Source organism: Botrimarina colliarenosi (genome assembly GCF_007859955.1).
GTDB lineage: Bacteria > Planctomycetota > Planctomycetia > Pirellulales > Lacipirellulaceae > Botrimarina > Botrimarina colliarenosi.
This window is the reverse complement of the sequence record NZ_SJPR01000002.1, coordinates 766,713-780,683: the sequence shown is the minus strand read 5'-3', so window position 1 is coordinate 780,683 and position 13,971 is coordinate 766,713. Positions and strand designations below refer to the sequence as shown.

Annotated in this window: 13 protein-coding genes; 7 read left to right on the top strand and 6 right to left on the bottom strand. The window is 66.3% G+C overall.

Annotation, left to right across the window (positions count from 1 at the left end; translation table 11 throughout):
• Window positions 1–10 precede the first annotated feature (10 nt).
• From Pla108_RS11130 to Pla108_RS11120, 3 genes are all read right to left on the bottom strand, one after another.
• Complete coding sequence (locus Pla108_RS11130) at window positions 11–643, bottom strand: 2OG-Fe(II) oxygenase (RefSeq protein WP_146444999.1); 633 nt, start codon at window positions 641–643, stop codon at window positions 11–13.
• Window positions 644–673: 30 nt separating this feature from the next.
• Window positions 674–1,792: a glycosyltransferase family 9 protein gene (locus Pla108_RS11125; protein WP_231934421.1), complete on the bottom strand. Its 1,119-nt coding sequence runs from the start codon at window positions 1,790–1,792 to the stop codon at window positions 674–676.
• A 114-nt stretch (window positions 1,793–1,906) separates the two neighbouring features.
• Window positions 1,907–2,263, bottom strand: coding sequence for a hypothetical protein (locus Pla108_RS11120; protein ID WP_146444998.1), 357 nt, complete (start codon window positions 2,261–2,263; stop codon window positions 1,907–1,909).
• Between the two features lie 98 nt (window positions 2,264–2,361).
• Between Pla108_RS11120 and Pla108_RS11115 the strand changes: the two genes are divergently transcribed.
• From Pla108_RS11115 to Pla108_RS11090, 6 genes are all read left to right on the top strand, one after another.
• A complete protein-coding gene (locus Pla108_RS11115) occupies window positions 2,362–2,847 on the top strand; it encodes a DinB family protein (protein ID WP_146444997.1) in 486 nt (161 codons plus the stop codon).
• A gap of 87 nt (window positions 2,848–2,934) precedes the next feature.
• Window positions 2,935–4,656 carry an Hsp70 family protein gene (locus Pla108_RS11110; RefSeq protein ID WP_146444996.1) on the top strand — a complete coding sequence of 574 codons (1,722 nt, stop codon included), beginning with the start codon at window positions 2,935–2,937 and terminating at the stop codon, window positions 4,654–4,656.
• A gap of 10 nt (window positions 4,657–4,666) precedes the next feature.
• A complete protein-coding gene (locus Pla108_RS11105; protein WP_146444995.1) occupies window positions 4,667–5,401 on the top strand; it encodes a hypothetical protein in 735 nt (244 codons plus the stop codon).
• 8 nt (window positions 5,402–5,409) lie between these two features.
• Window positions 5,410–7,122 (top strand): J domain-containing protein, encoded by a 1,713-nt coding sequence (locus Pla108_RS11100; protein WP_146444994.1) that lies wholly within the window; start codon window positions 5,410–5,412, stop codon window positions 7,120–7,122.
• Between the two features lie 113 nt (window positions 7,123–7,235).
• A complete protein-coding gene (locus tag Pla108_RS11095; protein WP_146444993.1) occupies window positions 7,236–8,684 on the top strand; it encodes a sodium:solute symporter family protein in 1,449 nt (482 codons plus the stop codon).
• 186 nt (window positions 8,685–8,870) lie between these two features.
• The gene (locus Pla108_RS11090; protein ID WP_146444992.1) at window positions 8,871–10,289 is read left to right on the top strand and encodes an OprO/OprP family phosphate-selective porin; all 1,419 of its coding nucleotides are present in this window, start codon (window positions 8,871–8,873) and stop codon (window positions 10,287–10,289) included.
• Window positions 10,290–10,314: 25 nt separating this feature from the next.
• Here the strand turns inward: Pla108_RS11090 and Pla108_RS11085 are convergent, their stop codons facing one another.
• Window positions 10,315–10,941 (bottom strand): hypothetical protein, encoded by a 627-nt coding sequence (locus Pla108_RS11085; protein ID WP_146444991.1) that lies wholly within the window; start codon window positions 10,939–10,941, stop codon window positions 10,315–10,317.
• A 310-nt stretch (window positions 10,942–11,251) separates the two neighbouring features.
• Between Pla108_RS11085 and Pla108_RS11080 the strand changes: the two genes are divergently transcribed.
• Window positions 11,252–11,911: a DUF4328 domain-containing protein gene (locus tag Pla108_RS11080; protein WP_146444990.1), complete on the top strand. Its 660-nt coding sequence runs from the start codon at window positions 11,252–11,254 to the stop codon at window positions 11,909–11,911.
• 44 nt (window positions 11,912–11,955) lie between these two features.
• Here Pla108_RS11080 and Pla108_RS11075 read toward each other — a convergent pair whose 3' ends face one another.
• On the bottom strand, window positions 11,956–12,660 hold the full coding sequence (locus Pla108_RS11075) for a DM13 domain-containing protein (protein WP_146444989.1): 705 nt from the start codon (window positions 12,658–12,660) through the stop codon (window positions 11,956–11,958).
• 405 nt (window positions 12,661–13,065) lie between these two features.
• A complete protein-coding gene (locus Pla108_RS11070; RefSeq protein WP_197526479.1) occupies window positions 13,066–13,947 on the bottom strand; it encodes a hypothetical protein in 882 nt (293 codons plus the stop codon).
• Window positions 13,948–13,971 lie beyond the last annotated feature (24 nt).

Sequence of the window (13,971 nt, the reverse complement as noted above, 5' to 3'; positions counted from 1 at the left end):
CTTGCCAGCCTTACGCCGCCTTGGCGAAAGGATTGAGCCGCTTCACCAGCGCCGAAAGGCCGTGGCGACGCTCCGAGCGCCGCACCGCGGCCTCGTCAACGACGTAGTTGAGCTGCAGCGCGCGGCGGACGCCCTCGAACGGTGCGTGGCCGTGCCAAGCGGTCGGGCCATTCTTGAACGCCACGAGCGTGCCGAATTGCGGCGACACCTCGTCGAAGGCGTCGTCGAGCGACGCGCCCGAACGCAGCAGCTTCAGGCGGCCGCCGTCGGCGTTCCACGGCTCGTTCAGGTAGAGCAGGACCGTGATCAGCTTGGTCTTGCTGTCGGTGTGGATCTGGCCGTCCTTGAGGCGGCAGCGGCCGCGGACGGTGAGCGTCGTCGGCCGGTCGGTGAGGTCCATCCCGAAGCGTTCGGCGAAGACTGTGCGGGCCGCTTCGCCCTGAAGCTCGGCGCAGAGTTGGTCGAATAGCGGGCCGCCCGTCGTCGAGCTGAGCGGGAAGCTGCCCCCCTTCGCTAGTCGAGGGTAATCGCCCAGCACCGTATCGATCTTCGCGGGGTCCACGACGTCCGCGGCGATGAAGTGCTGGAACGGCTCGGCGACGAGGGGGGCGTTGCGTAACGCGTCGAGATTCAGGAGCGACATGCTGCGAAGGGGGTTGAAAGTCTCGGGGGCCTAAGACGCCATTGCGGCGGGCGCGTGGGGGAATTGGCAAGCGGTGCGGTCGAGCACCCGGAGGCACGCGCCCCAGGCGTCGTCGACCGAGATCTGCCGCATCGCGGCATTGTCGGCCTTGCGACGGGCGCGGCGGCCGCCGGCTTGGAATCGCTTGAGAACGGCTTCGTGCGGCGCGCCGTAGGGGCCGCAGTCGTCCGGGTGGGTCGAGCCAAAGAGGCCGACCGTCGGCGCGCCGACGGCGACCGCCAGGTGCATCGGCCCGGTGTCACTGCTCAGCAGCAGGCGCGCTTGGCGTAACAGGGCGGCGAGTTCCGGAAGCGACGTGGGCGGCGCAAGCTTCGCCCAGCCGCCGCTGCTGGCCGCAATGGTCTTGGCCCAGGCTTGTTCGCGGTCGCCGCCCCAGACGACGACGCTCGCCAGCCCGCGGCGCTCACCGAGTCGCTTGGCGACTTCGCCGAAACGCTCCATCTCCCAGAGCTTCGAGTCCCACGTGGCGCCCGGATTGATCACGGCGAAGGCGTCGTCGGGCGCCCAGCGGGCGACGTTCTGTTCGGCGCCCGGCGAACGGGGCAGGTCCCACCTGACGCTTTCGTAAGGTTCCGCAGCGGCTTCGATCCCCAGCGGGCCGAGGAGCTCGAGAGAACGATCGGTGAGATGCGGCCGCCGGGGCTCGACCAGCCGGTTGTTCAGCCAGGGGCTCAACTCCGAGCCGTAGCGTCCGCGGCAGCCGATCCGCAGCGGCGCGCCCGTCGCCCAACAGGCGAGGGCCGACTTTGTGATGCTCTGGCAATCGATCGTCGCGTCGAAACGCATCGGACTTAGCCGCCGCCTGAGGGCGAGCACCGACTTGGGCGAAACGAACCAGCCGCGCGGTAGGACGATCGTCTCGTCGATGGCGGGATGGCCCTCCACGAAACGAGCTGACTTCTGCTCGACAACCCAGGCCAGGTAGGCGCCGGGGAAACGCTCGCGCAGCCGGCAGGCGACGGGCGTCGTGAGGATCGTGTCGCCAATCGCACTCATACGGGCGATCAGCACCCGGGGCCGGGCCGGGTCGCGCGCCCACGCCGCGTGGTGGGAGGTCGCCGACGTGCGTGTGGCTGGGTTCCGCGTCATCCGTGACGCTCCGGGGGGCTAGCTGCGGGCGGATCCTTCCGACCGTTGGCGCGCATGCTACCGCCGAACCGCTCTACGAGACAACCACGATTATCGCGGGCCAGCAAGCAGGCGTCAGCGCCGCTGTGGGCGCAGGATCAGGCCGTCCGACCAACTATCAAGCTGCTGGCGCCAGCACGCCTCGTCCTCTGTCAGGAGCATCTCAGTCCGCGATTTGCGGCCGTCGTCCCGCGACACGCCGTGCAGCACGACGTCGCGGCGGGTGTGTGGGTTTTCTTCGTTGGTCCGGGTCTCGACGGTGAAACAGTAGATCTGCACCCAGCCGGGCCGCTCGACCGCCGCTAGGTGGACCCGCCGGACTTGGGCGGCGTTGACGGCGTACCCGAGCCGGCGAAGCTCGGCCCGGATGGTGTCGGTGAGGCGTTTGTCGCCGGTCCAGTCGGCCCAGCGCTTGAGGAGGCGTTTCAGCATGAAACCTCGGGGGAAACGGCTCGGTGGCGGGGCGGCGGCGGAGGGGTCATAATCGCGGGCCCGCTGGCCCCCTACGTTCAACCGCATCTTAAGCCGCGATGATCACACCTGACGACTTGCTGTTCTCCTATCGCTGGGGCGCCGACACCTTCGCCAAGCTGGTAAGCGACGTCGCCGACGCCGATTTCGCGGCCCAGCCGGTCGAGGGGATCAATCACCCGGCGTGGCTCTTCGGCCATATCGCCACGTACCACGACGTCATCGGCCAGCTGCTCCGCGGCGAGGCCTTCGACAACCCTTGGGACTCGCCGTGCGGCAAGAACTCGTTTCCCGGGGCTGACCGGTCGGCCTACCCGTCGAAGGAAGCGATCCTCGCCCGCCACGAAGCCGGCGTCGCCGCCGCTGTCGAGGCGATCGCCGCCTCGACGCCCGACGCTTGGTCGCGTCCGCTCGAGCACCCGACCTGGGGCAAGCAATTCGCCACGGTCGCGCCGGCCGTGGTCTTCCTAGCCACCACCCACCAGGGGCTCCACCTTGGTCAGCTGAGTGGTTGGCGCCGCGCCATGGGGCTGCCGCGGATCTGACGACTAGCGTCTCCCACGACGCGCCTCCCACGACGCGGCTTTCATCACGCCGTCGTCCCCGCCGAAGAGTAGCGAGCAACCGCCGCCATGTCGCTGATTGTCGGGATCGATCTCGGGACGACCAACTCGCTGTGCGGGTTTTTCCGCGATGGCAAGCCGCAGCTGGCGCCCAACGCCCACGGCGACGTGCTCACCCCGTCGGTGGTCGGCGTCCTCCCCAGCGGGGAGGTGATCGTCGGCTCGGCGGCGAAAGAACTGGCGGTCCGCTATCCCGACCGGGCGGTCGCCTGCTTCAAGCGCTGGATGGGGGGCGTCCAAGAGACGACCCTCGCCGGCCACAAGTTCACGCCGGTCGAGCTCTCGAGCCTCGTGCTGAAATCGCTGCGCGACGACGCGGCGCAGCACCTGGGCGTCGAGATCGAAGAAGCGGTCATCACCGTGCCGGCTTACTTCAACGACCTACAGCGCAAGGCGACCAAGGCGGCGGGCGAGATGGCGGGCTTGCGCGTCCGCCGGATCCTCAACGAACCGACCGCCGCGGCGCTCGCCTACGGCTTCCACGACCGCGACGCCGAAAAGCGTCTGTTGGTCGTCGACCTGGGGGGCGGTACGTTTGACGTCACGCTGATGGAGGTCTTCGAGGGGACGCTTGAGATCATCGCCACCGCCGGCGCCAGCCAGCTGGGGGGCGAGGACTTCACGTCCCGCTTGGTGTCGGAGGTCCTCAAGACGCAGGGCAAGCAGCTTGAGCTCGTGGAACTCCAGGCGCCCCTCTATGCGGCTAGGCTGAAGGTCGAGTGCGAACGGGCCAAAAAGGCCCTCGGCGAAGAGGACGAGGCCTCAATCCGCCTCCCCGAAGAAGACGGCACGATCAGCGACAGCGCCAAACGGGTGCGGGTCGGCGAGGCGGCGTTCGCCAAGGCGACCGCGCCGCTGCTGGAGCGGATCGCCGGGCCGATCGATCGCGTTTTGCGTGACGGCGGGTCGACGGCCGACGATGTCGACAGTGTGATCCTCGTCGGCGGCGCCACGCGGATGCCGGTGCTGCAGCGGCTGGTGGAAGAGCGCTTCGGGCGGCCGCCGCTGGTCCAGTTCGACCCCGATCAGGTGGTGGCGCTCGGCGCCGCGGTGCAGGCGGCCCTCATCGCCGACGATCGGGCGGTCGAGGACATGGTGATGACCGACGTCTGCCCCTTCACGCTCGGGGTCGATACGGCCAAGACGTTTGGCGCGCAGGTCCGGTCGGGTTATTACACGCCGATTATCGATCGCAACACCACGATCCCCGTTTCAAGAGAGCACGTCTTCAGCACCACCCAGCCGAACCAACGGATGGTGCAGATCGACGTCTACCAGGGGGAGAACCGCCGCGTTGAGAAGAACCTCAAGCTGGGCGAACTGACCGTCACCGGCGTGCCGCCCGGCCCGGCCGGTCAGGACATCTTCATCCGCTTCACCTACGACCTCAACGGCATCCTCGAGGTCGAGGCTTACGCCGCTGGCGCCGAGGAAAAGAAGGCGCGGGTGGTCCTCACCCAGCACGCCGCGTCGATGGACGCCGACGAGCTCGCCGAAGCGGTCGAGCGTCTTGGCCGGCTCAAGTACTACCCGCGCGAGGACCAAGAATCGCAGCGCCTGCTGCGGGCCGCCGAGCGCTTTGTCGCCGAGATCAGCCCGCTACAACGCGAACAGCTTGAGATGGCGATCGACGCCTTCGAGGCCGCCCTCGCCGAATCGGACCGAGAGCTCGTCGAGTCGTCCCGTTTGATGCTCGAGCACGTGCTCTCGGCCCTCGGCTTCGAATCGTGAGGCAATGTCGATGAGCACTCCCACGGCCGAGCAGGCGGCCACGCACGTCGTCCGCTGTCTGCGGCTGAACCCGATGTGGCAGTCGGACGAGGTGCTCGCGTCTTGGGCGGCGCTGCACCACGTCGCGCCCGACCAAGCCAACTCTTACCAAGCCGCCCTCGACGAGGCGGCCCGCAAGTCGGCCCAGCGCGAGAAACTCAATCAGCTGCGGGAGAAGGTTTGGAAGGCGCCGCTCGAGGAGCTCCGCCGCCGACTCGACCGGCTGCCGCAGTTCGCCGACCCCGAGCTCGCCGAGATCGCCCGCCGGCTCCGCGTCATCGTTGAAGCCCGGAACTCGCTGCCGCAACTGACGCAGCACCGTGATTTCGACGGCGATTTCTTCGAGTGCTTCAAGCAGGTGCTCACCGGCGGCGTTAAGCAGAGCGCCGCGATGCGCGAACGGGTCGCCGCGTCTTGCGAGGACCCCGTCCTCCGGAAGCGGACCAAGAAGATGACCAAGCTGCTGCGTCGCGAGGCGCCAGAACTCACCTCGCTTGAATCGGACTGGTTCACACTCCTCAACCGGCAAAAGCATCGATCGGTGGCCCATGAGCGTGCCGGCAATCGCGACTCGCTGAATGAGTCTTGGTGGTGGCCAAGTTGGTGGATTGTCTGGCTGTTATTCGTCGCGCCCCCGCTGGGCTTTCTTGTCTGGATTGTTTCCTCGATCGTTCGACTATCCAGGTACTGGCGAGGGGCTAGCTGAGGATGGAGATGAATCTGCCGCCGGATTCGTCCGATCCCGACTGGGGATGCCTGCCACGCGACCCGGCTGGCTTCTTCGCGCTGCCCGCAGGGTTTGATCGCAAGGACCTGAAGCGGAGCTACAACCGGCTGCTGCGGCGTTTCAAGCCGGAGAAGCACCCCGAAGAGTTCCAGCGGATCCGCGCCGCCTACGAAGACCTCGAGCGCGAGTTGCGCTACGGCTCCGCGGCGAGGGAGGTCGATCGCGACGATTGGACGGCGGCCCCGTCGCCGACTGCGCAACAATCGACCGCGCAACCAGCGGGGGCGCCAGCGGCGGACGAACCGATCGACCTCGAGTCGCTCGCAGCCGCGATCGAGTCGGGCGCCGCGACGCTCGCCGACAGCTACCAAGAGCTAAGCAATCGCCCGAAAAAGACGCCGCCCGACTTCTACGCGCTCGCCCTGATCGGTGACGCTGTCGGACCGCCCGAAGAGCGATTCTTCCTGCGCTGGCTGCTCAAAGGGCTCAAGACCTGGCCCGGCGACCCGGCCCTGTCGCAACTCATTGCCGGCTATGTCCGCACGCAGGCCGACCCGTCCGAGGTCCGTGGCCTCTTGCTGACGATCAGCAAGACCGTCGCCGGCGACGGTTTCTATCGGCTGACCGAAGGAGGCTGGGACCGGCTGCTCCGCGGCGGGTCGTTCGCCACCTTCGTCCAGACGCTTGCGAAATGCGAAGAGAACTTGGCGGCCGCCTCGACGGGCGACCCGTCGGTCGCCGGCCGCGTCGCGTTCTACCTCCACGCCTTGCGGTTCGCCTTGTGGCGGGACACGAGCGATTGGAAAGAGCGGGCTTGGGACTTCATCGAAGAGCACTACGATCAGTTGCCCGAGCATCTCGTCAACGACTTCGACGGCCTGATGATCCTCCGGGAGTATCTCGCCAAACGCGGAGAATTCCTGGCGGGCCCGCCGTTGTTGGCGGAGCTCGATGGCGTGCTCGAAGCGGCCTACACGACGGACCAACTCGAGGTCGATCGACGGATGCTCGCGGTGCAGCGGCGCATCTTCGCGTCGCCCAACGAGGTCGCGGCCGCCTTCCCGGTGGTCGAGTCCGAGGCCTTCTCGGCGTTTTATCCGCTATGGGCTTGGCTGACCGACGATATCGCCGCCCGGTTGGCGCCACCGCAGGAGGAGACCGCCGACCTCAACCTTTGGAAGGGCCGTGTCATCTCCTTGATGTCAGACTTGAAGGCGAAAAAGTCCTGGCAATCGACCCAATGGGCCCTGGGACATGTCGTTCAAATCTTCGCGCAGATCGTTTCAATTGTAAGCTCCGCCACGCTGGCGTTTGTTATCGCGCTAACGTGCTACTTATCGCTCCCGCGAATTTGGGGAGAGGTAGAGTCCGGGGACGACTTGGGAGTTGGCGTGTTAATTGCGCTGATCGTCGCTGCGCTGGTGGCGGTTCTGTCATGGAAATGGATTCCGCCGCTGATCGACAAACACGCCTGGGCGCCCTTTTGCCAACGTATGGCGGAGCGTAGTTACGGGCGAGTGTGGAGACCGAGCGTTTTCGACTTCATGCGACGCTCCGCACTCGACTTCTTTACCTCCCGATACTTGGTAGAGATGGTGGCGGCAGAGTCGCCCCCGGATGAACGGACCTGGATGAGCCGGTTCATCCAGCAGGACTTTGGTTTGGCGGTTTACTCGCTCGCCCAGCGGTTCCAGGAGTGATCGCGGCCTAAAAAAACAGCGCGGCGCCACGGACCTCCCCACGCTAGAATCTCGGCGCCCAATCTCCCCCTCACCCCGGCCGGTCGTCCGGCTCCCTCCGACCCTCGCCGAGCATGCTGCCCGCGTTTGTCGCCGCCTATCTGCTTATCTCGATCGGCATCGGCGCTATCGCCGCCCGTCGGGTGAACAACACCACCGACTTCGCGCTGGCCGGCCGGTCGCTGCCGCTGGCGGTCGTGATCGCCACCACGTTCGCCACGTGGTTCGGCAGCGAGACGGTCCTGGGGGTCCCCTCAAAATTCGTCGAGGGGGGCGTCGACGAGACGCTGCCCGACCCGTGGGGCACGTCGATGGCGCTGATCCTGGTCGGCATGTTTCTAGCGCGACCGCTCTATCGGATGACGCTGCTGACGATCGGCGACTTCTACCGGGTCCGCTACGGCCGGGCGGTCGAGACGATCGCCTCGGTCTCGATCGCGATCTCGTATATCGGCTGGGTCGCCGCTCAGGTGACCGCGATGGGCCTCGTCTTCTCGCTGCTGATGGGGGATTGGATCGACCACCAGCAGGGGATGATCCTCGGCACCGCGGTGGTGCTCGTCTACACCGTGCTGGGCGGCATGTGGTCGGTCGCCCTCACCGACTTCATCCAGATGGGGCTGATCATCATCGGCCTCGCCGCGATCGCGTGGATCGCCGGCGACATGGCGGGGGGCGCCGGCGCCGTCGTCAGCCACGCCTCGGAGATGGGGCTCCTCGAGTGGAAGCTGCCCGAGAGCGGCAAGGACCAGCTGTTCCTGCTGTCGGCGGTGCTGACGCTGATGCTCGGGTCGATCCCACAGCAGGACGTGTTTCAACGCGTTATGTGTGCGAAGAACGAACAGGTCGCCTCGTGGGGGCCGATCATCGGCGGGCTGTCCTACCTGGCGTTCTCGACGCTGCCGATGTTTATCGTCGTGGCGAGCCTGATGGTGATGCCTGAGCGCTCCGAGGAACTGCTGCAGCAAGACTCGCAACTCGTGCTGCCGACCTTCGTGATCGAGCACATGAACGACGCCCTCAAGGTGTTGTTCTTCGGCGCGCTGCTCTCGGCCATCATGTCGACCGCGTCGGCGACGATCCTCGCGCCTTCGACCATCCTGGTCCAAAACATCTTCAAGGAGTTGTGGCCCGGTATGACCGACCGCCAAGAGCTGCGGCTGATGCGGCTGACGGTCTTTGCCGTGGCGGTCTGCGTGCTGGTGTTTGCCCTCTGGAAAGAGGGGACGCCAATCTACGAGCTCGTCGAAAGCGCCTACGAGGCGACCATCGTGGCGGCGTTTGTGCCGCTCGTCTGGGGCGTCTATTGGAAGCGGGCCACGCCGCGCGGCGGGTTGTGGTCGGCGATCCTTGGGCTCGCCGTCTGGATGTTCTTCCTGGCGACGCCGTACTTCATGGAGCGGCCGCTCGCCGAAGAGTTCCCCGGCGTGCTAGCGGGCCTCGTCGCCGCGATCCTCGGCATGATCGTCGGTTCGCTCGCCGACAAGTCGCCCTTAACGGTAAACGCCGAAGCGACGTCTTGAGCCGCTCCCTTCCGACCGCTGTCGCCAATGCGGGCTGCTGCTAGCGCAGGCTGCCGCTTTTGACGTGCAAGATTACAAATCGCACGGGAAGCACCTCGCGCTGGTGATGGCGCCGTGGCGGCGCCGATCAACCCTCGGGCTGGCGATAGACGTCAGGGACACAGTTCGGGTGGTTTGAGGGAGCTCATGACGATCAACAATTTCGCGCGACGGCTCGCCTCGGCCGCCGCGGCGACGGGCCTGCTGCTGACGACCGCGTTCGCGCAGGACCCAGCCCTCCTGCAGGGGCATTCGGCCTACGCGGACCTCGCCGCTCAGCCGATTAGCGAGCTCAACCCGCCCGTCGACGACCTCACTCTGTCCGAGCCCCCCGAGGTTGCAGCGGGCGCGCTGGACGGCGTCGTCTTCGACGCGAGCCTGCTTGAGGCCGGCTGCTGGCGCTGCGTGCCGTGCACGCCGGGCGCCGACCCTGCCGGGAAGGGATTCCCGACCGTCGCGGTGACCGGGTTCTTTCAGGCCGACGCGATCTGGTTCGCCCAGGACGCCACCAACCGGGCGGTCGTCGGCGACGCCCAAGACCTCGCTGACTTCCGCCGGGCGCGGCTCGCCGCCAAGGGCGCGGCGGCCGAGAACGTCACGTACCTGATGGAGTACGACTTTGCGTTCCCCGGTCGGCCGAGCTTTATGGATGTGTGGGTCGACTTCGCCGACCTCGCCGACGTCGGCAACCTGCGGGTCGGGCAGTTCCGCCAGCCCTTCGGCATGGACGCCCTGACGAGCGTCAGGGAAATGATGTTTCTTGAGCGTTCCCTGCCGTTCGCCCTCGTGCCGTTCCGGCAGATCGGCGCCAGCCTCTACGACACGGCCTACGACGAGCGGATGACCTGGGCGATCGCCGGCTACCGCTTCCCGACTGACGTGTTCGGCAACGCGTCGGGCGACAGTGGCTACGGCATGTCGACCCGCGAGACCGTGCTGCTGTACGACGGCGGCTGCGGCCGTACGGTGCATGTCGGCGCCGGCTATACCTACAATGAGCCCTCGACCAACGCGGCTCGGATCCGCACGGGGCCCGAGGTCGGCGCGACGCAGCTCGACTTCAGCAACGCGACGAACTTCCCCGTGCCGTTCTTCGTCGACTCGGGCGCCATCGCCGCCGACAGCTACCAGGTCTACAACCTCGAGCTCGCCGGCTCGCGCGGGGCGTGGCTATTTCAGAGTGAGTACTTCGGCGCGAAGGTCGATCCGATCGCCGGCGGCGGCGTCAACTTCGACGGCGCCTACGCCCAAGTCGCGTACGCCCTCACCGGCGAGAACCACGCCTACAGCAAGGCGCAGGGCGTCTATACGCGGATCGTGCCGCACAAGAACTACGGCGACTGCGGCCTGGGGGCCTTCGAGGTCGCCGGCCGCTGGAGCTACCTCGACCTCGACGACGGAGCGGTCAACGGCGGCACGATCACCGACTACACGCTCGGCCTCAACTGGTACCTCAACCGTTACACGAAGTTCCAGTTCAACTACATCCACGCCAACCTCGACCGTCCCACGGCGGTCAGCAGCGACGCCGATGTCTTTGCGATGCGCGCCCAGCTCGACTTCTAACCGTACGCGCCGGCGGCGTTAGCGCTCACTCCGGCGGCTCGGGCGCTAGGCTCTGGCCGATCGGGTCGTCGGCGATCCGTTCGACCGTCGCCGACCGGCGCTCGCCGCCTGCGGCGAGCAGTCGCGACCCAAGATAGAAGCCCGCCCCCAGCACCAGAGCGGCCCCGAGGCCCCACAGGACGTAGGGCGTCCAGCCGGCGGCGCGTTCGATTCGCTCGGCTTGGGCCGTAATCTTCGCCGCTTTGATGCGGACTCGGCCGACCGCTTCGCGGGCGTCAGGCGGCTTGAGCTCGTTCTGCCGGTTGCTGGCGGACGGCGCGGCGTCGCTCGCCGGCGCCCTGGGGGGCGCTTTCGTATCGGCCGGCTTCTCCATCGTCCGCCACGCCTTGGAGTCCTTGACGAACGGCAGCTTCTCCGCGACGTGACCGCCGCGCGCCTGCCATTGGAGAAGGAGCTCTTCAAACGCCGGGTCGATCCCGCGGAGCCGATCGAAGGGTTCCGCCTCGCAGGCGATCGCTAGAGCGCCGTTGTGGCGGTGGGTCCCCCAGGCGATGTGGTTGTTCAGCAACTCCGCGTAACGCCGCAACGCGCCGAGCTCCTCCGCTGTCGGCGGGGCGCCGGGATGGAAGACGACATAGCGGTAGGCGGACACGGCGTGGCTCTCGGGGGGACTGGGGGCCGATTCTAGCGACCAACGGTCAATTCTCCGCGGCTTTTCTTGGTCGCCAGACCGCGATGCGTAGCGGCGTCCTCCCAACGGTTCGGGTTTGGACGGGGCCAAATGGTGGTTTGTATTGCTTCTCTTCGACGCAGTAGCGGCGTGGTTTGTCGGTGAACTTCGTCGTGGAAGCTCCGCGTTGCGGACGATCCGATCACAAGAGAAGCCTGAAACCTAGCCGAGTCACGGCATCGACGTCAGAATCGGGCCGCGTCTTTACTCTCCCTTCGGAAAACAAAACGCCATGGCAATAGACGACCCAAACAGCCAACCGATTTTCAGATCGGCGGAAGTCTTATCGCGGGTCGTTGTGATTGGGCTGCTAACGTTCTCATTATTGCAACTCACGATGATAGGGATTGCGACAACGGTGCTCGTTGCCGTCTCATCCGATGCGGTAGATGCCAGCCATGATCTCTTGGAAAAGCTCGAAGGCGTCGAGTCGTTCGGCCTGATAGCAGGGATTGCCTCTTTCATCTTCACCGCGACGGTATATTCCAAGTGGAAGTACCGTTCGTATCGGAATCTAGAAGCCCTGGGAGTGTCGGATCTTCGATACACGCCGGCTTGGGCGGTCGGCTCGTACTTTGTGCCGATCCTGAATCTGGTGCGTCCTTTCCGAGCGATGAACGACATTTGGAATGGAACACTCAACCAGCCACTGCCTCGGAATGCCCCCTTGGTGTCTTGGTGGTGGGCAGCGTGGCTTCTCGGAAATGTCTTGCACCGTGCGTCTAATGGCTTCTTGCGAGGGGCCGTTACGGTTAGCTCGGTTCAAGTGGGCTTAGGCGTTGGACTCGCAGGCGGTGTGGTAATGATTGCCTCGGCAATCCTCCTAGTGAAAGTTGTTCGCTTCGTGACTGTGCGACAGATTGAGCGCCAGGAAATGGCGAGCCTTGGTTGAGTCGCGGGCGGGTTTCGGCTGTGACGATACTTCCCCGGGTTTTTTCACTGCTTGATCACTGCCCACGGACCCTTAATCCTTCGCCTGGGGGCGAAGCGGTACGCCACCAGCGAACCGATGAGAATGGCCAGCCCCGTCGGCTCGGGGACCGCTGTCGCCGCGGGCCCGCTGTAGTGATTAGCCCAGACGGTGTAGTCGAGCGTGTTGACGACGCCGTTGTTATCGCCGTCTGCCGCGAGGCCTGCGCCCGATTGGTTCTCCGTGTCGCGCCAGACGGTGTAGTCGGCGGCGTCGATGGCGCCGTCGCCGTTGTAGTCGCCCGGCGGGGCAGGGGGGGCGGCGAAGACCGCGTCGCCGAAGCTGACCGGCACTTCGGTGCACCAGACCGAGATCGCGTTCCAGCCCTCAATGGTCTCGCCAGAAGGCAAGTCGAGCGTGAGGCTGCCGCCGTCAAACGCGATCCCCAGCAACTGCGGGCCGATCTCTAGCCCCGCCGTGAACGCCGCCGTGGTGTTTTCGGCGCCGAGATAGAAGTAGACGTCGATGCCCGCGCCGTCGAAGTAGAGGTTGTCGACGCGCAGCGTGTGGGCATCGACGACCGTGACGAGACCCGAGACGCCGTGGTAGTGCGTCGCAAGGTCCGCTTGCCAGCCGACACGCGGTTGGGCGACCGCGGGGGCGATCGCGTAAAGCACCAAGACCAGCACGCCCCGAACGAAGGGGGCGAAGAGAGGGAGTAGGCGACGCACGGGGCGGTCTCCCGGTGGGGGGGGGGACGAGGGGAGGCCCTTCCATTAAAGCCTGGAGGTCCGTGCGCGTCGAATCGCAGCCGCCGAGTGACGTGCGTCTCGCCAATTTTCTCGGCGTCGGCAAAAAAAGAACCGCCGTGTGGCGCGCCACACGGCGGTTCTTTGGATTCTGGAGCCGAAGGGGGGAGCCTACTCGCTCCGCGTCTTCTTCTCTCGCTTTAGCTGTCGCTTCTCTTTGGCGGTGTGCTGGGCCTCTTTCTTGCCCTCGCGCTTGCCTTTGTCTTTGCTGCCTTTTTCGCCCACGATGGATGCGCCTTATCGAACGGGTAGGGAAAGGTTCCGCTGCCCTTTCTCTACCAGAGCGGCGACGGCAATTCAATGCGGCCCGTGTCGCGGCGCGCCCGCTTAGCGGCCGGTCGGCGTCGTGACTCGGCAGGCGATGACTTGCCGCTTCGAGCGGTCGATCCCGTAGACGACTCCTTCGTCGCTGCGGTCCCAGGCGATCGCCTGTCCCTGGATTGGCAGGGCGACCGTTTCAACCAGCCGTAGGGTCGAGCCGCACCGCGGCAGCGCCAACAGATAGAGCTCGGGCCGGTCATGGCCGGTGGCTGATAGCAGACCGCCGGGCCCCCAGCCGCCGCCCGACGAGCTGTGCGGCGCGAAGCGGTTGAGCACTTCGGGTGGGAAGACCCAACCGGCCAGGCGCCGCCAGCGGGAATCCAACTTCACGAGCGATGTGTAGGGGGTCGGCAACGCCCGGGGGTTGTCGTTGACGTGTTGCGAGTAGTGGGCGAAGCCGGCCCACCACGCCCCGCCGTCGGGCTCGCTAGCGTCGTCACGCCAATCGATCCAGGTGAGCGACCCCTCGTCGATGCCAAAGCTATGCGAGTCGATATGTCGGAGCGTCGCGGTGTCGAACACCTCCACCGAGCTGGTCTCGGGCCACTGCGGGAAGTTCGAGTGGGCGCAGTAGAGCCGGCCGTCGCGGACGACGCCCGCGTTGAGGTGCCGCAGCGGCAGGTCGTCGTTGGCGCGCCAGCCGCCAAGGCGCTTGCCCGTCCTCTTGTCGTACTTGCCGATGGCCCCGTTGGCGATCGCGTAGAACGCGGCGCCTTCGCCCGCGTGACCATCAACAGCCACGCCCTGCACCGCTTCGGGGGCGTCGAAGCGGCGGAGCACCTCGGCGTCGCGAGCGTAAGCGACTAACGCTGAAACAAGGAATGCGACGAAGCCAACGGTTCGCAAGAACATCGCAGGGGAGGGGAGTGGATCGGCGGGGCGGGACAACACCGTCCGAGTCTCACCGCGTCA